The 21770-nt window shown below is 40.6% G+C and carries 15 protein-coding genes and 2 pseudogenes; 6 read left to right on the top strand and 11 right to left on the bottom strand.

Going from position 1 to position 21770, the window contains the following annotated elements; genetic code table 11:
- Positions 1–64 precede the first annotated feature (64 nt).
- Both NQ518_RS03670 and NQ518_RS03665 read left to right on the top strand, forming a co-directional pair.
- Positions 65–982, top strand: coding sequence for a glucosaminidase domain-containing protein (locus tag NQ518_RS03670; protein WP_227960862.1), 918 nt, complete (start codon positions 65–67; stop codon positions 980–982).
- Between the two features lie 210 nt (positions 983–1192).
- Positions 1193–2749, top strand: coding sequence for an IS1634 family transposase (locus tag NQ518_RS03665; protein WP_227960864.1), 1557 nt, complete (start codon positions 1193–1195; stop codon positions 2747–2749).
- 97 nt (positions 2750–2846) lie between these two features.
- On the opposite strand, the gene NQ518_RS03660 is transcribed toward NQ518_RS03665, so the two are convergent.
- The 8 genes and pseudogenes from NQ518_RS03660 to NQ518_RS03625 all read right to left on the bottom strand — a co-directional run bounded on the left by NQ518_RS03660 (position 2847) and on the right by NQ518_RS03625 (position 10820).
- Entirely contained in the window at positions 2847–3995 is a 1149-nt protein-coding gene (locus NQ518_RS03660) for a zinc ribbon domain-containing protein (protein ID WP_040562525.1), read from the bottom strand.
- Between the two features lie 25 nt (positions 3996–4020).
- On the bottom strand, positions 4021–4749 hold the full coding sequence (locus NQ518_RS03655; RefSeq protein WP_004348919.1) for a glycoside hydrolase family 25 protein: 729 nt from the start codon (positions 4747–4749) through the stop codon (positions 4021–4023).
- Positions 4750–4913: 164 nt separating this feature from the next.
- A complete protein-coding gene (locus tag NQ518_RS03650) occupies positions 4914–5390 on the bottom strand; it encodes a hypothetical protein (protein ID WP_227205199.1) in 477 nt (158 codons plus the stop codon).
- Positions 5391–6008: 618 nt separating this feature from the next.
- A complete protein-coding gene (locus NQ518_RS03645) occupies positions 6009–7070 on the bottom strand; it encodes a relaxase/mobilization nuclease domain-containing protein (protein WP_004349996.1) in 1062 nt (353 codons plus the stop codon).
- Positions 7060–7485, bottom strand: a complete 426-nt coding sequence (locus NQ518_RS03640; RefSeq protein ID WP_004349995.1) for a plasmid mobilization protein — start codon at positions 7483–7485, stop codon at positions 7060–7062. The genes NQ518_RS03645 and NQ518_RS03640 overlap by 11 nt, the downstream gene beginning before the upstream one ends.
- A gap of 362 nt (positions 7486–7847) precedes the next feature.
- Entirely contained in the window at positions 7848–8282 is a 435-nt protein-coding gene (locus tag NQ518_RS03635) for a DUF3408 domain-containing protein (protein WP_004349994.1), read from the bottom strand.
- Between the two features lie 4 nt (positions 8283–8286).
- Positions 8287–9288 carry a toprim domain-containing protein gene (locus NQ518_RS03630; RefSeq protein WP_227960866.1) on the bottom strand — a complete coding sequence of 334 codons (1002 nt, stop codon included), beginning with the start codon at positions 9286–9288 and terminating at the stop codon, positions 8287–8289.
- Positions 9289–9512: 224 nt separating this feature from the next.
- Positions 9513–10820 (bottom strand): annotated as a pseudogene (locus tag NQ518_RS03625) (VapE domain-containing protein).
- Between the two features lie 433 nt (positions 10821–11253).
- Here NQ518_RS03625 and NQ518_RS03620 point away from each other — a divergent pair.
- The gene (locus tag NQ518_RS03620; protein WP_004349989.1) at positions 11254–11556 is read left to right on the top strand and encodes a helix-turn-helix domain-containing protein; all 303 of its coding nucleotides are present in this window, start codon (positions 11254–11256) and stop codon (positions 11554–11556) included.
- 12 nt (positions 11557–11568) lie between these two features.
- On the top strand, positions 11569–11859 hold the full coding sequence (locus NQ518_RS03615; protein WP_004349987.1) for a helix-turn-helix domain-containing protein: 291 nt from the start codon (positions 11569–11571) through the stop codon (positions 11857–11859).
- 74 nt (positions 11860–11933) lie between these two features.
- Here NQ518_RS03615 and NQ518_RS03610 read toward each other — a convergent pair.
- Positions 11934–12835, bottom strand: a pseudogene (locus NQ518_RS03610) (IS982 family transposase).
- A 105-nt stretch (positions 12836–12940) separates the two neighbouring features.
- On the opposite strand from NQ518_RS03610, the gene NQ518_RS03605 reads away from it, so the two are divergent.
- Together NQ518_RS03605 and NQ518_RS03600 are read left to right on the top strand one after the other, a co-directional pair.
- The gene (locus tag NQ518_RS03605) at positions 12941–13906 is read left to right on the top strand and encodes a ComEC/Rec2 family competence protein (RefSeq protein ID WP_066265397.1); all 966 of its coding nucleotides are present in this window, start codon (positions 12941–12943) and stop codon (positions 13904–13906) included.
- A gap of 88 nt (positions 13907–13994) precedes the next feature.
- Entirely contained in the window at positions 13995–18773 is a 4779-nt protein-coding gene (locus NQ518_RS03600; protein WP_227962436.1) for an NACHT domain-containing protein, read from the top strand.
- A gap of 671 nt (positions 18774–19444) precedes the next feature.
- Here the strand turns inward: NQ518_RS03600 and NQ518_RS03595 are convergent.
- Positions 19445–20773 (bottom strand): IS1380 family transposase, encoded by a 1329-nt coding sequence (locus tag NQ518_RS03595; RefSeq protein ID WP_227960868.1) that lies wholly within the window; start codon positions 20771–20773, stop codon positions 19445–19447.
- Between the two features lie 70 nt (positions 20774–20843).
- Positions 20844–21293, bottom strand: coding sequence for a hypothetical protein (locus tag NQ518_RS03590; protein ID WP_227960870.1), 450 nt, complete (start codon positions 21291–21293; stop codon positions 20844–20846).
- Positions 21294–21770 lie beyond the last annotated feature (477 nt).

The following is a 21770-nucleotide window of genomic DNA, read 5'->3' as shown; positions in this document are numbered from 1 at the left end:
CGTACACCAATCCATTGTGCTTTTTTTATGAATTTATGTAACTTTGTCTAACATCTTAATGTTCATGAATAAAATTGCGATTATATTCCTCTTTTCAATTTCATCTATGGCATCATGGGCCCAGATGAGATGGAACCAGACCTATCAACTCTACATCAATCAATACAAAGATTTGGCTATTCGGGAGATGCTTCAATACCGAATCCCAGCGAGTATCACCTTGGCTCAGGCTGTTTTTGAGAGTGGAGCAGGGCGAAGTAGATTGGCACGACTGGGCAATAACCATTTCGGAATCAAGTGTCATGACTGGACTGGTCGTACTATTGCCGAGGATGATGACGCTTTGGGCGAATGCTTTCGCGCATACGATCATCCCCTTCAAAGTTTTGAAGACCATAGTAAATTCCTTGTGAACAGCAGTCGTTACCGCAAGTTGTTTAGCCTTTCCATGCAAGATTACCGTGGTTGGGCACATGGTTTGAAAGCTTGTGGCTATGCAACCAACCCGCGATATGCTTATAAACTCATCGAATTGATAGAGCTTTACAAGCTTTATGTCTACGATAGTGCCAGATCATACGATCACGCCATGGTTGAATATTCAGGCAATCAAACAGTTGTTAATCAGGCAAAGCCTTTACATCCTATCGCAATCTTCAACAAGAATTATTATATCCGGGCTCGTCGCGGCGATACTTTCAAGCTGATTGGCGAGGAGATAGGCGTGTCGTACAAAAAGATAGCTAAGTACAACGAGCGAGATAAAGATGATGCTTTGACAGAAGGCGAAATCATTTTCCTGAAGAAAAAGCGGAAAAGAGCACCGAAAGCTTTCAAGAATCGTCCGCATGTTGTCAAGAACGGAGAGAGTCTGTATATCATCGCACAGATTTATGGCATGCGTCTGTCCAGTTTATACAAGTTGAATGGTTTTACTCCAGACCATACCATCCACGTCGGTGACGTTGTGAGAGTATATTAGGACAAGCCAGTTTGCACGGCTGAGAACAATAAATACGAAAAACCATTGAGCCAGTAGGGTGAACCTCGCTCAATGGTTTTATTTTTCAGATCAATTGAATTGTCTCCTGACTTCGTCACTCAAAAAACATGTATTTTATAACTGGTTGATAAACACTATTTTGTATCTTTGTGTCATCTAATATTGGGTGACACGAAAGATATTTTAACTATGTTTGTCCGCAAAAAGAAATATCCATCTGGCAATATCGGAGTTATCGTTGTTGAGAAAATTGGAGGCAAAATGAAGGAACTTGCCACAATTGGAGTAGCCTATAATGAAGGTGAGGTTGAAAATCTTGTCATTGAAGCAAAAGAATGGATTTCCAGAGAGAATTCACGCCGCCAGCCCCAGCTTGATCTATTCGGCGAGGAACGTGAGGCCTGTGACCATGAGCGTGAAGAAGTCCGCCGTGTCCTGTCCAATGTCAGCAATATCTTTCTCAACGGATGCGACTTGATATTAGACCGCACGTTTGACAGGATTGGTTTCAATCGGATTGACGATGATGTATTCCGCAAGCTTGTTAAGGCTCGTTTGGCATATCCAACAAGCAAAGCTGCCACGGTGGAATACCTTAAAAACCACTTTGACGAAGATATGGATCTCTCAAAAATCTATCGCTATCTTGACAAGCTTAGCGACCATCAGCACGAAATCGTACAGGACATAAGCGTGCAACATACAGCTAAACTGTTCGGTGGAAATATCGGTGTGTTATTCTATGATGTTACCACACTTTACTTTGAAGCGGATTATGAGGACGAATTACGCAAGACAGGTTTCTCGAAAGAGGGACGTCACAGTAATCCTCAAATCATACTTGGACTGCTTGTCAGCCTTGGTGGCTATCCGCTTGCCTATTGCATCCATGAAGGCAACAAATATGAGGGTCATACGATGCTGCCGACGATAAACGAGTTTGTAAGCAAATACGGATTGGAAAACTTCGTTGTAGTGGCAGATTCTGGTCTGATGAACAATGCCAACATAGCGGAACTTGAATCGCACGGCTACAAGTATATAATAGGTGCGAAGATAAAGAATGAAAGTCAAGAGGTCAAGAACTGGATACTGGAACAGCCCAAGCGCGACTGCCAGATGGTTGAATATGACAAAGGAGGCGGACGTCGTCTCTTGGTCGGCTATACAGATGACCGTGCTAAGAAAGATGCCTATAACCGGGAAAAGGGAATACGCAGGTTGGAAAAGGCTTACAAGCATGGTGCGCTCACGAAAGGCAACATCAACAAGAGAGGTTACAATAAGTTCTTATCCATGGATGGTGAAGTGAAAGTCGCCATCAATTATGACCGTGTTGCCGACGACTCCAAATGGGACGGCCTAAAGGGATATCTCACCAATACGGATATACCAATACAGGACATATACACGGCATATCACAACCTTTGGCATGTGGAACGAGCCTTCCGCATAGCCAAATCAAAGATAGAGATACGTCCCATGTTTCACTTTACGCGCAAACGAATCGAGGCTCATATATGCATCTGCTTCGTGGCTTTGAAAGTATACAAGGAATTGGAGCGTATGTTGAAAGTCTCAGAGATTAAGATGAGCATAGACAAGGTGCTTGCATTGGCAAAGACCATTACAACGATACAAATCAAGCTACCTCTGAACAAGGAGGTTTATACGCAGACTATGCTGATGGCAAGACATCAGAGAATAGCTAAACTCTTTGACGAAGATTTTTGGGTGACACGATGACGAAGTCAGGAATAAATACGAAAAACCATTGAGCCAGTAGGGTGAACCTCGCTCAATGGTTTTATTTTTCAGATCAATTGAATTGTCTTTCGGAACACTACTGAATAATGCGCGTCATGTTGAACTCTGCGATTTTTCCGTCAGGATTTACCTTGGCTTTGATGCGATAATGCATGGTTTGCTGCGTATCATCCACCTTATTAACATCTTGGTCTGCAGAGAAATTCACGGTGTATTCGTATTGTTCGTCACCGATTTCTTTCTTGTCAATCTTGTAATCATTGAGCAGATGCCATGACATGCTGGCCACCTCCTGGTTGTATAGTTTATGCAAAAAGGTGATGACATCATTTTTATTCGCATCCACTTTACCCAGAAAAGAACTGATGACAGGACTGACCGTGCTGGTCAAACCATCCTCGTCCTTTGCGTTGATACTCTGAAAGAACTGTTTGAACAGCGAGCTTAACATGGCCCTTTCCTCTGGTTGAACCGTCTGTGCGTTGATTGTTTTGATGCCATCTTTAGCATCATCTACATACGCACCGTTGGGATGGTCTTCCAAGTAAAACTGGTATGCGTCCACACTGTTGGCTGAGCTGGCTGCCACCCAGTCCAACGAGTCAATCTTGCGCATGGCTTCCGCACGGTGTTCAGAGTCGGGATGCTTGTCAAGATAATCTTCCAGAGCTGTTTTTGAGTTGCTCACCCAAGCATCGGTCCATTCGCTATCCATTTGCTGGATGGCCGTCAAGCGAACGTGTATGGAGTCTCTGTGTGCCATGGGTGCGTCTTTAAAGCGGTCAAGATAGTCCTGAAGCACGATGGGATCTTCGCTCTTGGCGGCAAACTCGTAAGCCTCCAACTCTTCTTTCATTTGTGCATTGTGATAGAAATAATAGCCCACTCCACATGCAATGATGGCTATGATGAAAGCTATTATTAAAGTGGTGTGTTTCTTCTTGGAACGTTGCATGTCTCCGTTGGGTGCGGGAGGCGTTGTGTCCACCATGGTTGTAGGCTCTTCTTTCAGCTCTATAGCCTGTTCATGAACCGGAGAGTTATCATCGCGATAGTTCATATTGGCGTGGTGGCAGTTTGGACATTCGTGCAAATCATTAAAATAAACTTCACCACATTGCGTGCAACGGGTCACTCTTTCAGCAATTTCTACCCCACAAGAGGGACAAACGGGTGCTCGGTCACTGATTTGGTGGCCGCACTCCGGACATCTAATTATCGCCATATTGTCAAAGTGTAGTATATGTTTGTTAATGTATCCATGTATACTTTCTCGTGTTCGTGACATTTCGTCGGAATCTGATTTCTCTGAGTCCGTGTCTTCCCATCATTCTGCTTTTATCAACAAAGGTATTAATTCCGTTGATTCTACCTTTACCCGTGTATTGCCACATGGTAATGTCTCGCCCGTCTGCCAATACCGGTTCTCGGTCGGTATACTGCGCTATCATGATTTGATAACTGTCCAGTTGTCCAGATAGGTTGTGGTCATAGAAGTTGGCACCCGTGTAGATGAGTGGTTTTTGTTGATAAACTTCTTCCACCATGCCCAGGAATTTGTGCAAAGAGTCACAAAAAGCTTCTGTTGACAAGCCGTTGCGAGTTTCTACGTCAATCATGGGAATGAGGTCTTGGTCACCAGGTCGGCACTGTGTCATGAAGTTCTGCAGTTGGAGCGTCAAGTTGGTCTTAGGTCTGAAGAAGTGGTACGAACCCACTTTCAGGCCATAGCGATGCGCCAACTCAATGTTGGTTTGATAGGTAGGGTCTATCCTGTCACCGCCTTCAGTGGCTTTGAGGTAGACGTATGTGTTCTTGGTGTTTTCACCTACTGTTTCCCAAAACACCTCTCCTTGGTAGTGGCTCAAGTCGATGCCATGTACATGCGAGCATGTGTCTTCGCATTGTACGTCAAAATATTGGGCATGGACGGCCAATATGCAGAATAGGGCAATCACGCATGAAACGATTCTTTTCATATCTGCAAATATACATAAAAAACAGAATCTTTACGCCCGGTTGTCTAAAAAAAATATAGTCAGCGTGTATCTTTGTGGAAAATTTGCTTCTTTGGTGTCAATCGTTGTTTACAAAATCATTCCCGAATCGGTGAAAACATGGTTGAAAAGTGATAAGGAAAATTTTATTTCTGAAGATTATCCTTTTCCTTCTGATTACTCTCATCTTTCAGAAGATCTGCCAAAAAAGAATCCAGGTCCTTGTCTAAATCGTTCATCAAGTCGCCTCCTATAATCACGGTATCATCGTCTGCGACATATAGTTCGGCTATATTCTCTTGTTCATCATTCTCTAAAACAAAGCTAAATGGCTTGAGAATATTCATCTGATCAACCGTTTCATGAAGTTGTTTCAGGACTTTGCGAAGAATGGCAGCGGCATGTTCGTAGAACTTCTCCTCCGTATTGTCTATCCATTCTTCAACGACGCAACGGGTAATCTCGTTTTCATCGTCATCGAATGCTCGTAATTCTCCACTGTCTTGATAGATTCGGATGTGAATATCCGTAACCAGTGATGGGGTTTCATCTGACGTGAACTTTTGTGCTATCTTGCGAATAGCATACTCAGTCTGCTTGTACACTTGTTCGGTTGCGTTCATTAGTAGGTCCTTTCGATTATGCCCTGCAAATATAATTCTTTTTGCGAACACAGCAAGCAAATTTAGAAATAATTTATCTTAATGGTCACGGCTCTCTCATTTATGAAAGGTTGTTGGTTGCGAAAGACTGAATATCACATATTTGTATAAACAACGATTATTAGGAATAAAACAACCTTTGACGACTATGTTTGGAATGATAGCTGATTATTCACCATCGCCATTCGAATGTGTTAACAAACCTTTTGTTTGTTAAATCAATTCGTTTTCTTTGACAAAATAAAATCGCAAAATAGAGAAAATAGGAGAATGTTTAGGGTGTTCAAAATCCTGAAATCATCATCTTTTGCCTCATTTACGCAGAATAAACCGGCAATCTGCATGCTTTTGCAGTCTAAGATAATTATTAAAATGTATCTAATTGAAAATAAAGAAGTTACCTTGTTTGTACAACTAAACTGGTAACGATTTGGAAACGAGCGAGCTACTTGGCTTCGCTGTTTTCTGCCTAACAAAGAACGCTTGTTATTCCGTTTGCAAAGATAATACTTTGTTACCGAATAACAAGCGTTTTTGATGAGATATTCTTTATTCTGCACTTTTTGTATGCTGCTATGTTTATATTCCCCTTCCACGTTTCTTCTTTCTGTTAGCTTGGTATCTGAGTTTGCGCTGCCATGCAGCTTCGGTTAAGTCATAGCCTAGTGTACTTGGTGTAATCAAATCGCCTAACCCTTCCACAACTTCATCGGCTGCGCTAACAATGGTGTCTGCCACTGCACCAATGGAGTTCTGCACTCGTGGGGTATCATTGTCTCGTGAGACAGTGGAACGGCTTTTGGGTACAAGCTGATAACCTGTATCAGATTGTTTGTTGTTTTCTGTCGGCTCTTGTACTGTTTGATGTGGTTTCTTTGGTTCTTCCTTGTTAGTTGGTTCAAAATTCTTTTGCAAAGAACGGTAGCCGAATTCCCTGCCAATTTCGGAAGCCTTGAAGGATTGCCCTGCGTATGAGAACTTCAAGCCATAGACCTTGCCCTGCTTGTTCTTCATACGCTCTATAATAATGCCCTTCTTGTTCAACTCGTAAAGGAACATGGAGTGTCCCGTGATACCTGTTCCTTTGTACTTGTCAAGCAAGGAATAACAGATTTGCTGAACCTCTTTCTTGGTTTGCTCTCTCGTTGGACTTGCTTTTGTCTTTTGATATTTCTTTTCTGCCTTGACCTCCTTTGCAATGGTCAAGCCTTTCTCTCTGCTTATTTCCTCCGCCACTTTTGCTGCCCTATTGCTCACAAAAGTAGTATCATAGACTTCTCCATACAGACTGATACGGTTCGCAATGATGTGAATATGTCTGTTATCGGTGTCCTTGTGCGTTACCGCCACCCATTGGTGGTTGTCGAGTCCCATTCGCTTGGCAAACAAATGAGCAATCCACATAAGTTCGGACACAGGCAGTCTTTTCTCGTCCTGCGGTGCGATACCGATTTCGATACGGAGAAACTTGTTCCTGCAACGGCTGTTGTAGTCACTGACCACTTTCATTTCCTCGTAGATGGTCTTTGAATCTCTGCTGCAAAGATTGTGGAATGCAAGCCGACTACCGAGTTTACCTTCCCTGAAAATATAGTCCAAAGCCGTGCTGCCGTGCGCTATCGCCTTGCATTTACCTATCATTTCTTGTTAGATTTAAGACCTTATATATTTCATCATCCACCCGAAAATGCGGGTCGTAAAACCGCTTAAATGCCTCTTTGGCACATAGCGAAAGGTTCTTAGTGATGAATAGCCACCTTTCATCCTTGACTTTGATGAGATTGGAAATCTGCCCGTAGAACCTTCCTGTATGCTGGAGAATGGCAATGGCTTCCCTCTCATTGTCTGTCATCCTGGGAACGGCTGTTACTTCTCCGTTAAGGAGTATCTCACGGCAGTAGTCAGAGAACTTCCGTCCCGTGCTTTCCGCTTTTGACTTGATACGTTGCTTTTCCTCTAAGGTGCATCTTACCTTGATGAACTCCGTCTTCTTCATCTGCTGCCCTTCCTTATCCTGTTGCTGCCATCGGGCAGATTTTCCTTTGTATCTGCTCATATAAGTTTTTTTGAAAGTTAATCATTGTAGATGATTCGTTGTTGCTTAATTCCCGAACACTGACCGATGAGAACGGAGTGATTACGGTCTAATCTCCCCGACAGTCTGACGAGGGGAGCAAGAGCAGTTTGTGGGTACAAACTGACGTCTTGCAATATCAGCTAACGAAACGTTAACGCACAAGGCGTTTTGCTGCCGAAAAGTGAATGCCGTGCATTCTGTGTTTAACTGCGTTCGTGGTGTTCCCATCATTCAGTATGTTTGACAAATGTCTGTTGTTATGTTCTCTAAAAAAGGGTTGAGGGTTTTGAGTGGAATAATATCCCCTTTTCCCAAAAGTCCTCGCCCCCTTTTCCTGTGCCTCACAGCTTTCTCCACTTCTCTATGTCCTCACCATACTCCTCCAAATGAATGCGCACGATGTTCTCCACGAAACTTGAAAGGTTGCTGCCCCTGTCGCCTAACCTGCGCACGATAAAGTCGGCACGTTCCTGCGTTTCCCTGCTCAGATAGACCGCTTTTCGGTTGCTTAGTTTTGTTGGAACAAGGTAGGCCTGCTTGTAGGCTTCGAGCGTCTCCTTTCTCTTTTTGGCACTGATGCGCCTTTGAACGGTTGCGTTCTCTGTATGCTGCGCAGGTTCAGAGTGCGCAGTGTTCTCTGTGTACTGTTCGTTAGTTGGTCTTTCTATTTCAGGAACCTCATTCCCTTTCTGTGGAGTAGATTCGTACTCAGTTTTATCTTCCACACCCAAAAACCATGAAAAATCTTTGTCCGTTGTCTTTGTTTTATTTTCCATTTCGCTATCTAATTTTATGTTTGACTTGTTTTGATTTCTTACTTTCCTTTTGCTCCGTAACCGTCATCCGTGTCCGTTCCTGCACTTTCTGCTGCTCCTGTTTACGCATACGGCAGACATGAAACTCGTTGAGGTCTTTGAAGCCTTTGTAATGTATGGACATATCCTCCACCTTGAAACCTGCCTTGACGAAATCATTGGTTGCCCTCCGTCCTGCTTCATCATTATCAAGGAAGGCACGGATATGGGGCAGGTGTCGGTCGTTCAGATAGCGAACAGTCCTTGCCACATTGCTTACGGAGTTCATCACAAGGCAGTGGCTGGCTATCTCCTCTTTCATTGAAAGAAAAGAAAGGAAATCCATAAATCCTTCAAACACACATACAGGCAGTGGCTTGTCTATTGCGTGTTCTGTCTGTTTGTCCGTAAATATCAGAGTAATGTCCTTCGGAGCTATCGTTCCCTTGAACGAGTGATTGTCTCGGAGCTCATATCCTCCCAACAGGTTGGCAAAGCCAATGGCTTGATAGCGCCTGCCCCTTACCTCGTAACTGATACATTTAAGAAATGGCGTTGCCTTTTCCAAATCAATGCAGCGTATCTTTGTAAGATACTCCCGCAAATGTGGCGGCAAGGTGTCTGATATGCTTATCAGTTTCCTTGTCTCGTTTGCAGCCATCGTAGGTTGTAAATTATTAGGCACGAAGTTTTTACGAGAACTACATGTTATATTATCGAAAGCGTTCTGTCCCAAACGGTGGATGGCTTCCGATAGCGTGCAGCTCTCCAAGCGCATACAGAGGTCGATGATACTTCCGCCCCTGCCTTCGGCATAGTCTATCCAAAGGTTCTTCTCTGTGTCCACCTTGAAACTCGGATGTGTTTCTGCACGCAGCGGTGAGCGGTACAACGCATAGACTGGTGTTCTGCGTACAGGCTTGATGCCTATCCTTTCAAGATACTCCACGATGGGGTATCGCTTGATGCGTGATAAATCTTCTTTCATTGTGATATGTTTTAATTGAATGGATTGAATCATTTTTGTTTGAATGACAATGGTGTATTTGAATGGTAATTGAATGATTATTGAAAGAAATTCTCTTTTCAGAAGTTTTTCCCCTCCAAACTTTTTCATCTTTCTTCTTACTACATACTATTTTAAGTTAAGTAATTGATTTTCAATATATTTTGTAGTACAAAGTCATACTACGAACTTACAACATACGGCTACTACATTTGGTTGATGCAATAACTTGGCAAGGGACAAGGGAGAATCTTCCTTACCTTATATACATAGATTGGACTGCCGCCCTCACGCCTCTTGCTCACTTTCTCAAAGCCTGCCCTTTTCAGGGCTTCGCCCATATGCTTTAAGGACAAGGGATGATGCGTATAAAGTCTCAAGTAGGTGATTATCTCGGTGGTGGTCATATAGGTACAGTTGGGATTATCCTCCGCTGGCTTCTCAAAGCAACGGAGCAGCAGTTCCATTTCTGCGGTCTGTACTTGGAAGTCTTCGCTCTCCCTGTATAGTTCCGTGATTTCATCATCGTCAAACCAATAGCGAAAGCCTGCGTTTAACAAGGCTTTCGTTTCGGCATAGACATTATCCATAGATATTGCCTTTGCACGCTCAATGTCAATGGAAAACACCTCAAAGGGAAGAAAACGCCTGCTGCCTGTGGGGTCGGTAAGGAAGTCGTTACCATTTACCTATGCAACGAAGCTCGCTAAGTGTGGATATTCCTCCACATACTTGTCGTAGGGCATACGATACTTGACCATCGGGCAGGTAATAAGGTTTTTGAGTTCGTTTTCGTCACGCTTGTTGAGGGCTTTGAGCTGGTCATCAATGTTTACGATGAGGTTTTGCCCGATATAGGTAAGTGTGTCCTTCTCCTGCGGATATATCTTGCCCGTGTAGCTGTAACCATGCAGAGCAGGAGGACAAAGCAAGTCAAGGAATGTTGTCTTGAACTTGCCCTGCTCGCCTGTCAGCACGAGACAGGTATGGTTACGGCACTCACGGTCGTCCATAGCGTAGGCGACTACTGCCACGAGCCATTTTGTAAGATATAGTAGCCATTTTTCGTGATTGCGCACCACAACACAACCTGCCAGTTCGGGAATGGCTTTCAGTGAAAGAGAGAAGGCATTGCAGCAACTATTGTATTCGTCAGTGTTACCACAACTACTGCCTATATCCAGCAAGGGCAACGCTTTGAAATACTCTTGTATTGGATTGATGCGTGGCGAGAAGCTGCTCTCTATAATGGAATAGAGGTTGTCGGAAGAGGTTATTATCCCGATGTCGTTATCTATCTCCCTTCGAAGCGTATTGATTTCATAGCGACCCACTTTTGAAAAGTGAGCATCGTCCTTGCACCTGTATTCGGTTCTACCTAATATCGTGTTATATCTGAACTTATAATAGGAGGAGAGATAGGTTTCTATCTCACCATTTTTGGAGGAAGTCTTCCTTTGCTTGGGCGTATTATTTTCGCCCACTGAATTGCCTTTATCTGCGCTTGTTTTCATTATATGCCTGTTTTTGTTTCCGAGAGTGAAGTTATGAAGAGAATGGGAAAGTTCCAAGCATTCGGAGAGTGCTTGCATAATGTTGCGCAAATTGGCAATGAATTTCTCACGAACTTTTGACAGGAAACAGTCGGAAAGCATGGATTTAAGCCCCAAACAAGAAGATAAATGCGTAAGAGATGCAAGAAAGGCAGGTGCTTATTTGTTCCATTCTGCATAGTATTGCATCGGCTAAAAGGATATGATAAAATGGAGTAAAGAGGCAAAAAGAAGAGAGCGACAATCCTTTTGTCCTTTCATTGTTTTTCCCGGTATTTCCCTACTGTTCCCTTGTGCTTTGAAGTATGACTAACACTCCCTACTTTTGCAGGCAGAAACGTGCGGTGAAGCACAAGACAAGAAAAGGAAGTACAAACAAAACAACAATAGAATTATGGGATATTTTATCATTACGGATTCAAACTGGGCAAAACTGAGGAACGAGATACTCAGTCTTGCCGAGACCTGCCACAAAGCTTTCGGAGAACAGAGTCAGCACACCGATTGGCTGCACAACGGCGATGTATGCAAGTTGCTTAATATCAGCAAGCGCACCTTGCAGCATTACCGTGATACGGGCGTGCTGCCCTTCTCACAGATCGGGCACAAGTGCTATTACAAGCGTGAGGACGTGGAGCGGCTGTTGCAGACTAAATCGGAGAAGACAAAAACAGACAGAATAAAGAATAACAAATAAGACAAGGGTATTATGGAATCAGTAAAGGACTTGAACATGGAAGCGGATGATATGCAGGGGGTGCTGTCCGCACTTGAAGGAGTGAACAGACGGATAAAGGAAGTGGCACAGACACACAAACCGCTGTTTGGAGGTGAGCATTTCCTGACGAGCAAGGAAGTATGCGAGCGGCTGTATATCAGCCCTCGTACTTTGCAGGACTATCGGGACAGGAAGATTATTCCCTACACACAGTTCGCGGGGAAGATACTTTATAAGGAATCGGACTTGGAAAGGTTGGTAGAGAATAATTATAGCTATTAAAAATTAAGAGCCATCTAACAAGTTCATATGAGACTTATTAGATGGCTTGTATAAATAACGTGAATTCGAAGAATTTAGAATAAAGTAAACTGTGTATCTAAAGTCCTTTGTACATTAATACACGGCTTCTTTGGAAATAGACTATAGGCAGCAATAGCTCCCAATAAATTGACAAAAAACTATTGAATGGCTGATGAATAGGGTGTTCTACCTATGCGATATTCTTCAGTTTATCATTCAAAGACTCAATGATAGCCCTCTTTCTGAGCAGCTGTTTGTCAGAGATGCTCATCAGTGTTCCTCTCATGTTGCTTTTCAACTTGAGAATAAGCAGTATGCCATCAACGAAAAGCCTTTGGAAAAGGTTCCTGTTGGCATATCCCATATCACCTACTAACTTGCCATAAATGAATTTCACAAAGACTTGTATTTCAAATGTCTACAGTCTTCGGCGTCACTGCGAGTAATCATGAAATTTAGAACTTCTCCTCTCTCATTGCAGATCAAATGCAGCTTGAATCCATAGAAACAGCCCATGGAGTATTTTCCTCTTTTAACAACACCTCTGAAAATTTTATGAATGTATATTCTTTGGTTTCTACAAATGCGAAGTGATGTACTGTTAACAAACTTATGCTTGTGCATTTTCCCAAAAGTATCTTCTTGATAACAAGGCTAAAGGGACGGCAACCTCCTTTTCCAGTCCGAAAAAGCGACTATACGAGACAACATCTGGAACCAGATGGCGTAGGTGCTTTGCGAACCTTTTCAAGATAGAAATGCTTTTGGTAACGATAGCCTGAGTCGTGAAAGATTATCATATTCAGCATGACTTCTGCCTTAGACATCGTAGAATTACATGGTATTGTTTCTTATTGGCCGATTTTAGCATATATTTCGCCATCATTGTATTAAAAAACTTGCAGAATCATCTGCCAATACAGAATATTTCCGTAACTTTGTCTTCAGTAATCAAAGTGATTTTTGCTTGTAATTCTTTGTATTTCAGAGTTACAATAATTTTTGCTAGTTACCAACTTTATAAAGACCTATAATAGTTGAACTCACGTTAACATAAAAGATGCGCATAGAGATACTACAAGCGGGAACAGGTGATAGTATTTGGATTAGTCACAATAAGAAAAATGTTGTGATTGATGGTGGGAAATCTACAATAGCCATTAGGACTAGATATGACAAAATACCACTAGATGAGATTATTGACCTGCTTGTGGTGACTCATATCGACTCTGACCACATAGCTGGCATCATAGCATTGGTTAAACATATGAAAGAAAATGGGGAGTCACATAGGCTGAAACAAGTTTGGTTCAACTTCCCCAAGAAAGAAGAGACAGATGAATACTCTGTTGCCGAAGGAAATGAGTTGGCATCACTTCTTCTTGGAATAGATGGTGTGTGCTGGAATAACAACATTTCCGAATTGCTTGACTCTACGATAGAGGTTGGGGATATGAAACTGCGTGTACTGGCACCTGATCATGATGTGGCTGATGAATATAAGCCAAACAATCCTGATGAACTTGGAGTTTATCCAGAAGATTGGCATGTAAATTTAAGGACCTTGATAGATAATGTTGATGATGACGATATGGATGAAGGAGGTCCCAATAGCCAGTCAATTATAATTCTAGTTGAATGTGAAGGCAAGAAGTTGTTGCTACCTGGTGATAGTACCCCCAAGGAGCTATATGATGCGCTTCTGTATTATAATAACACCAATGGTACACCTCTTAAACTGGATTTTATGAAACTTCCCCATCATGGAAGTACACGAAACGTCACTAAAAACATCCTTGACGCGGTTACATGTTCAGACTTCATTATTTCAACTAAGAAGAATAAGAAATATCGTTTCCCAAATAAAGAGACCATTGCCAAGCTTCTTCGCTACAGAAAATGTGCAGATAAGGCAATCAACGTCTACTTTAACTATCAAGATTCTCTTGATGTGCTTGGAATAACAGCAGATGAGTTGATGGAAAATAATATTAATCTCAACGTTTGTAATGAATTCGTTTTTTGACATACGCAGTAATTGTGTTAAGATAAAGGCGGACATCAAGAGTAGGGGGCTCCAGTTTCGAGGAAGTGGAGTCCTCTACCCTTTGGATGTGGCTGAAGGGTACGATTATGTCTTTACGGCTCAGCATATTCTTAAATATGATCGGAAAAAGGCGTTAAATGCTGTTCTTGATAAAATAGAAACCATCGAAATAGATGTGTTTGAGGATGGTCATTTTATAACCTATAAGACCATTACAAAAGGCAATATCGCGAATTCTTTACTTCCTATTGGTGAAGATTTTCTTATCATTAGGATTGATAAGAGCGAAAAGCATTTTACTCCTTTCTTCTTGGCAGATGACCTCATTGAAGAAAAATCCATGCAACTCTATGGGGTTTCAGGCGAGGCGCAAGACATAATTACTAGACTGGATTGTATGTGTGTAGATAGCAAAGTAAATCTGGTTAATATCACTTCACATGTAGATAATATGGACAGTCTGCATGGAATGTCAGGTGGTGGCGTTTTTGCCCAGAACCAACCATTAATGTATGGTATGTTATGGAAATATGCTGTGACGAATGGTGAGTTTCACAATGTAAAGATTACACAGGAATTAGAGGAAAAGATTAAATCACAGTTAATTGTACGAAAATGGAAATCGCTTAATTTTATTAATATAACACAGTGTAAACAAGCAATGAGCGTTGTTTACGACAGTGTATTCCGTGATGTCAATGATTCTATACTGGTTAACCATAATAATACGCGGTTCCCTCTTGAGGCAAGATTTATAATGCCTGATTTTATTGATGAAGTACAAAACTTGTATTCTGATGACCAAGGGAAAACAGAGGAGAAACCTATTGAAGTTGATCCTACAAATCTCTATATAAAAAGTAGTGAGATCCAGGAATATAGTGAGCAATATCTGAAAGAGTTTTATAACCAGCTGAATAAAACAAGCAATAGGGAAATTAGAATTCCTGCATCAACTATATTAAATCCCAGCAGTAATATATTACTCATTGTAGGAGGCCCTGGCTCGGGCAAATCTTCTTTGCTAAAGTATCTTACCTTGCAACTGCTAAAAGGAAAAATGAATGCCTATGACGGCTACTTGCCTGTATGGATGCCATTTTCATATATGGCAAGGAATTGCGATAGTGATATAAAGAGTATTGTTCGAGATTGGCTTCAAGAAAACAAGTTATGGGAGAAAAACAGCTATTATCTAGAATATGCATTTGAGCAGCAGAAGATACTGCTAATAGCTGATGGAATAGATGAATGGAGTGAGGCCCCCCTACAAGCAGACAGAATTATCCGAAAAGTAAAGGCAGAGACAGAGGCTGATAATTTACTCGCCATTTTTTCAAGCAGGGAATATGGCATTGCGAATATCAATTCCCCTTTCAGTACAAGCGACACATATACAATCGCACCATTGTCTGCGCTACAGCAGGATGAACTTGTGAAGAAATGCGTAAATCATTATAATGGAGTGATTCGTGAAATAAAGAGCACAGTAGAGTTCCTATCTGCTAAGTTGAGGTCATTACAAGATATTGATCGAATGAAAGAGAACCCCATGCTACTGACCATCCTTATTGGGCAATATCTACAGGGTAACGAACTTCCTCACAACAATATTGCGGCCATGAATTGTATAATGGAACAATTGTTTGTCAAGCATCAACTTTCACGCAAGTATCAGGCTTACGACTATTCTGGGGCATTTGACTACACAAGCAACAAAATGATGCTTGGAATCCTCTCAAAAGAAATGTTTGACTATTACAATGATGGCAGCATGGATAAGACTCAGGCAGAAATACTGCTTAACCAATACCTGAATAGTCAGACATCAGGGCAAGAACTGATTAATGCGCATATTGTTGATGATTTATTCAGGCATAATACACATCAACTTGGTGTTATAGAGGAAAGGATAGGTTCTCGCATTTCCTTCATCAATAGGCAACTACAGGAATTTATGACTGCTAAATACCTTTCGGTAGATATAGAGAGGGCTAAAGTTTTTCTCCGAGATAAAGTTTCGGATGCCGGGCTACACCAGGTTGTTCTCTTCCTTTTCGAAATGATGCCAGCATCAGCTTTTGTAGGTTTGTACAATATCTTAAAACCTATAAAGGCAAACGATTATAGGGATTATTATTTATATAAATTGAAATTAGAGGTTTTGGTAAGATCTACGAAGGCACCCAAACATTTCTTACTAAAAGAAATAGAAGAATACATACAAAGGATTGAGTGGGAATCTGATTATGACATCAAACATGATTTACTGGAAATTCTGCTTGATGGTTTGTATAATACCTCATTACAAGATCGCATTGAAGACTTTATATCCAGATATATTCCTTCAACTTCCGTATATCATGACATCAGGCTATCGGGGTTGGCACAAGTGGCTGATTTGACAGAAGAGGATCGCCAGTTTATTGTTTTGACTGTTATAAATGGTGATGTGAACAACAAAATACTCGCATCTAAGGTAATTAGGGGTCATATCGCTAGCGACGAAAAGTTGCTGGAGATGGTTAATTCATATATAATACCATCAACATTGCCAGAAGTGGTAGCCTTCTTCATCAGAAGTGTTATTGTAGACGGGATAGATATAGATAAGGAAAACGAGCTAGTACGAAAAGTAGTGGCGTGTGACATCTTTACTCACTTTTATCAAATTGAGTTTGCTTTATTTACAGGTAGGCCCGTTTCATCTGATGAAATCCTTGAATTGGTTACAGAACTACCATTTTCAATTCAAGAGGAAGCTAACCGATTATTGCAGCAATATTTTCCACAAGACGATGCAGTCATGCAAAAGGCTCTAAAGTCAGTTAGTGCATTCTACGAAGGACGAGGTAATATTAACAAGGGTATAGCATGGAATTACCTGCTGACATGTTGGATAAATCATCCAAATGTTATCAAGGCCATTAAGGAAGAACTTAATAAGGAATATTCTTTTAATTTTGGAAATAGCTATGAATTGTGGAAAATTATTCAAAGACAAGAACTATCTCCAGATTTGCTTCAAGTGATAACCGAATGGGCTGTCAATAGGGACAAAAAGCATTTTAAATGGGGTATTGAGTCTCTCATTGTAAATACCATTGTTAACGATTCTCGAATCAAGACTAAACTTCTTGAAGCATTAGAGGATATGAAAAGTTATCAGCATATTGTTGTCCATCCTCTCATCAAAAACTGGGGACAAGATGCTGATGTTATAAAAATACTGCAACAATGTCTGGATGAGATGCCGTTAGACCAATCTTCGTGGATAGCAGGATATGCTTATGAAATATACCAAGGCAATGACGAACGGATTATGGCGTATCTAGATAAATGTATCAATGATGTAAATAAGGGTATAATGAAAGACCGTGCAGTGTCTGTGTATATAGGACATTATAAGGAGAAATTTGCAGAAAGATACATACCCCGGATACTCAATGGAGAAATCTCTATGAGTGATCATATTCTCGGCTCAAAATGGGGCATACTGGAAGCCATTATACAGAACTATTCAGAGCGTAAGGATGTCAGAGAGTACCTTCAGAATTATTATTCTGACGACTATAGATTTGCTGGGCAGATTATAGCAAAATATCATGGTTCTGAGTTGGCCTCCAGAATGCTTAAAAAGTGGTATCACATGGATACACGTTTGAGGCTGATGATGATACACAAAATTTCTAACTTGTCGAGTATGGACGAGCGCATAGAAGAAATATTACACTTATTCCAACAGGAGGGTAATGCATATGTCCTATGTGATACAGTTTTGTGCTTAGTAGAACACTTGAAAAGAAAAGGAAGAGACGCTGATGTGTTTAAGATTGCAGAAAAGGTGTTCATCACGTCACAGGTCACGACAGAATATACTTACAAAATGCGATTCTGTATTTACCTGATGTACCATAAACTTGATGAATATGTGCAGATTGATTTACGAACAGGGGGTAAAGAATACGAGTTTGCTCAGTTTCATGCCTTTTACAATGATAGTCCATATGTGGAGAAGACCATTGCAGATGAAGCAGATTATTTGCTTGCAAATGATATGGCCAATCTGAAGAAGATTGTCAGAGATGATAAGGGTATTTATTCGTATATTGTTTTCTTCTCGAAATATGTTAATCCTACCTCGAAGGCAGCAAACATCATTGTAAAATATCTTATAGAGAATAAAGTAAAAATAGATGATGCAAATATTCTGTTGTTCTTAAAAAAAGTCGGGAGACAAAAATCGTTATTGAAAGAATTAGTGATAAGCCATATTGATAATACAAATAATGAAATGTCTGCAACTGTGGCTCAAATCATTGCCGTAGAATTTGATAAAGATGAAGATATTAAGAATCTATTGAAGTTGGATGAATGGAAATGGCGTAATAATTCTTTTAACCGTGTATCGCTCAACTGTTCACTCAACACCAACGTGGAGAAGCTAAAAGATATATTTGACGAATATAAGGAGAACAAATATGATTTGAGCAATGATTATGCTTTTTACAACTTTATATTCTCAATGATAGATAAAAACAAGGTTTTTGAAAATTTAAAATACTACTTAACTGAGCTTCAAGATACATTTGTTTATCGGATGATTATCACTCCTTTGACATTAAGATTGAAACGTGATAAAGCAACAGCAGATGTGCTTTATGAAGAACTTATGCATACCGAGGACTCAAGAATTAGGGTGGCCATCTATTCATTACTTTCGTCTGTTGGGGTGAAAAGTTCGGAATTGAGAGAATGGAGAGAGCAACAGCATGAGTATCTTAATGAATATGGTCATGATATTGTATTGAATAGGGATAGGCAATTGATGGTGATTGTGCAATAACAACGACGTTAGATTCTGATCTAATATATGCCATTATTACGCAAGTTAGGGATAAGAAGGTACTATGACACTTGATACATTACTTGCAATCTCTTATACTATAGGATCTTTAAATCAGTCTATCAGCTAGATTATTAAGTTCGTACGTAGTTTGCAATATGCCAAATGCTTAAAGTCATAATGACAATATCCTAGTCTACTAGTAACAGCTGGTGAATTTTATTGATATCCCTGATACTCAAAAAATACAAGTATAAATTTATAATGAGCGAAATAAGTACATAGGATCTTTATCTGTAAATAGTGGAAGCAGTTGCAAAGGATTTCTGGCGAATAGCAAATGTCATATAAGCCTCCTTTAGAGCATGGCTAAAACAATGAAAAAAGGCAAATGTATTCATAGGTTCTCAAATGCAACAAAGGTAATAAATAAAGGACATCTGGAGTTTTTTCAGCCTACCAAATGTCCATTACGCCTAAAATGTTATGTCTTTGTTGTTTACTATTCAATCAGTTTTTCAAATCTCTGGTAAACTCAATTCAGACTTAAGCACTATTCTTTCCTTTTTATTCAGAGTTAGATTGAGCAGCCCATTGAATGCTATATCAGACTCTTCATATTTCATATTCGGTCTGGCAAAGTAAACTTTAAGTTTATCCCAAATCGGTCATTAGGATTTCTCTGTGTCGTACGGCAAAGAGAAATCCTTTAATTTTTTCCATATGGATAAGAATGATTGTCGTGTTTTTAGTGATCTGGCCAAATATAGGATATGCTTGTCTTTTGTTCTCCCCAAGTAGGCTGGCGTTGATAGCAATTCGTACCGAATTGTCTTCAGAAATTTCTTCTTGTTGGAATTAATCAGCGCATGTCTAAACAACGACATAAAGTTATATGCCATTACAATGAAACTCCCGCATGCCTCTGTTGCCCAGAAGTTATGTGTGACAAAATCATCAATGGAGAAATCATTCTTCAGTTCCTTTATTCTGTTCTCAGAATCCGCCCTTCCGCGATATGAGTCATATACGATCTTGGCTGGCAGGTCAAGGTCTGTTACGAAGCAGCTGTATCGGTATTTCCCGAAATCTTCCTCATCCTCGAAAAGATCCATCTGCTTGATTTGCTTTCCCGCAGCTTTTGGGCGCTTCTCAATTTCTTGCCTGACCATCACAATGCGTCTGGGTTTCTCCCAACTGTTTGCCTGATAGATGGTTTCGGATATTTCCAATCCGTCTGTCAGCTCTATCCATTTGCGTTCATGGGTAAGACTGTACTTAATACGGTTATTGAAACGGCAGGCTATGATATAGTGTAACCCTTTGTTTTCCAGATAGTCAAGTATTTCCTTTGCAAAGAAGCCACTATCCATGCGGACCAGTCCGACACGTTTGCCCTCAAGTATTGAGAGTGTGTCCTCAAGAAATGACAGATAGTTGGTACTTGCAGATGTGTTGCCAGGACGTAGCCAGTAATTTGCTATCATCCTCACATCGGAAACGAATGCAAGAAGAGGATGGTGCGACAGTCGTCCAGGACGTTTGGGGTTGTACCCTTTGGCTGCTCCCTCCTGGTTTCCCTCACGAACCATCACAGTCGAATCGAAGTCCAAGGTGTAATTGTCGAACTTCAACTCTGAGAAAAACCAACGGAACAAATTTCCGAAAACACGCTGGTTGATAGCTTGGGAGAATTTGTTGAGATAGCGCTGGTATGCACGATGGTCCGCTCCGCGTTTCCACCCAAGCAGGTCACATAGTGCAGTGTCATAACGTACCACGTCAAGATGGCCAAAGCAACTTGCGCCACACCACACACCTGCAAACAATCCCAATATTAACTGGATCGGGTCGTAGCCACGGTTGGATCCTTGAAGCGGAACACCACTTTGCATAACATGCTCTTCAAAATGGCATTTCTCAAGCATTTTGAAGAACAGGGAAAGACCACCAAAAGGTGTTATTTCCTTATTTACGAACTTTATGTCACAGTCGCGCATTGGAGTATATACTTTTTTCGTGGTAAAGTTAGTAAATATTTATGGATCAAGCATATACAATGCTGTTTTTCTAATGGCGGTTATTAGAAAATGACAAGAAGCTTTTTCTAATGACCGATTTGGGTTTATAATTACCAGCCGACAATTTACTCATCTTAAAACTAACATCGTATTTGCAAATGCAATCGGCAAGTGCATCAAGGACATTATGGTACACGATAAGGGTTATCTGATTATCTTGATTAGCAATATTCACATAAATCTTTCTTACGGAACAGTTGGCTTTCAAATCTTCCAGTAGACACTGGGCTATACCGTCTTTGTCCAACTCTATACTTAATTTTGTTGGAATAGCATTGTTTTCTGCATAGAAGTCAGGACGTGTATCTGTCGGAGAGATGCTTAACTTACAATTAGAATTTGCAACATCATAAATTCTTAATGGCTCAAGAAATACCTTCTCAGAGGAACATGCAGATAATCCACAGAAAAGGATTAGGCTGTAAAATACTTTTTTCATAATTACAAGGATTTTATATGTTGATATTTATATAAACGTAATTACAAGTTATTTCTTGCTTATATTATTACGTATTTCTGTTATTAATGAATAAACGTATCTGACACTTTCCAAGCCTAAATCATGATTTGTGTCATGTTGTAGGATGGATACCCCTTTCTACTTTATACATAAATGATAAATTTTATATGCCAAAGCTCCATTGCCTTGACATTTGAGAGTAGAAAGGCCTCCTAAAAACACGAAGCATGATAAATCACCTGCAAGAAATTGATCATTCATGTTTTATAATTTAGACAAATTAAAATTATCACTGAACTGAAAAATGTCAATGACTCGTTTCTTGCTTGCAAAAATATAATCAAAAAATCTGTATTTCGAGAATCCTCAAAGCGCAACCGACCAACCAACCAATTATTTAACTTTATCAGACGGTTTGTAGGAGGATATGAGGAGAAATGAAGTGGCAATGGCTAT

Origin of the sequence: Hoylesella buccalis ATCC 35310, assembly GCF_025151385.1 — a bacterium.
GTDB classification, from domain to species: Bacteria; Bacteroidota; Bacteroidia; order Bacteroidales; family Bacteroidaceae; genus Prevotella; species Prevotella buccalis.
Note: the sequence above shows the minus strand (reverse complement) of the source record. Positions and strands in the feature narration are given on the sequence as shown.

Excerpts from the sequence above, each read along its gene's own strand:
- NQ518_RS03630 (WP_227960866.1), bottom strand. The coding sequence starts at position 9,288 with ATGAAAGAAGATTTATCACGCATCAAGCGATACCCCATCGTGGAGTAT.
- NQ518_RS03665 (WP_227960864.1), top strand. The coding sequence starts at position 1,193 with ATGTTTGTCCGCAAAAAGAAATATCCATCTGGCAATATCGGAGTTATC.
- NQ518_RS03620 (WP_004349989.1), top strand. The coding sequence starts at position 11,254 with ATGGGATATTTTATCATTACGGATTCAAACTGGGCAAAACTGAGGAAC.
- NQ518_RS03645 (WP_004349996.1), bottom strand. The coding sequence starts at position 7,070 with ATGATAGGTAAATGCAAGGCGATAGCGCACGGCAGCACGGCTTTGGAC.
- NQ518_RS03635 (WP_004349994.1), bottom strand. The coding sequence starts at position 8,282 with ATGGAAAATAAAACAAAGACAACGGACAAAGATTTTTCATGGTTTTTG.
- NQ518_RS03605 (WP_066265397.1), top strand. The coding sequence starts at position 12,941 with ATGCGCATAGAGATACTACAAGCGGGAACAGGTGATAGTATTTGGATT.
- NQ518_RS03615 (WP_004349987.1), top strand. The coding sequence starts at position 11,569 with ATGGAATCAGTAAAGGACTTGAACATGGAAGCGGATGATATGCAGGGG.
- NQ518_RS03670 (WP_227960862.1), top strand. The coding sequence starts at position 65 with ATGAATAAAATTGCGATTATATTCCTCTTTTCAATTTCATCTATGGCA.
- NQ518_RS03655 (WP_004348919.1), bottom strand. The coding sequence starts at position 4,749 with ATGAAAAGAATCGTTTCATGCGTGATTGCCCTATTCTGCATATTGGCC.
- NQ518_RS03660 (WP_040562525.1), bottom strand. The coding sequence starts at position 3,995 with ATGGCGATAATTAGATGTCCGGAGTGCGGCCACCAAATCAGTGACCGA.
- NQ518_RS03650 (WP_227205199.1), bottom strand. The coding sequence starts at position 5,390 with ATGAACGCAACCGAACAAGTGTACAAGCAGACTGAGTATGCTATTCGC.
- NQ518_RS03595 (WP_227960868.1), bottom strand. The coding sequence starts at position 20,773 with ATGCGCGACTGTGACATAAAGTTCGTAAATAAGGAAATAACACCTTTT.
- NQ518_RS03640 (WP_004349995.1), bottom strand. The coding sequence starts at position 7,485 with ATGAGCAGATACAAAGGAAAATCTGCCCGATGGCAGCAACAGGATAAG.
- NQ518_RS03590 (WP_227960870.1), bottom strand. The coding sequence starts at position 21,293 with ATGAAAAAAGTATTTTACAGCCTAATCCTTTTCTGTGGATTATCTGCA.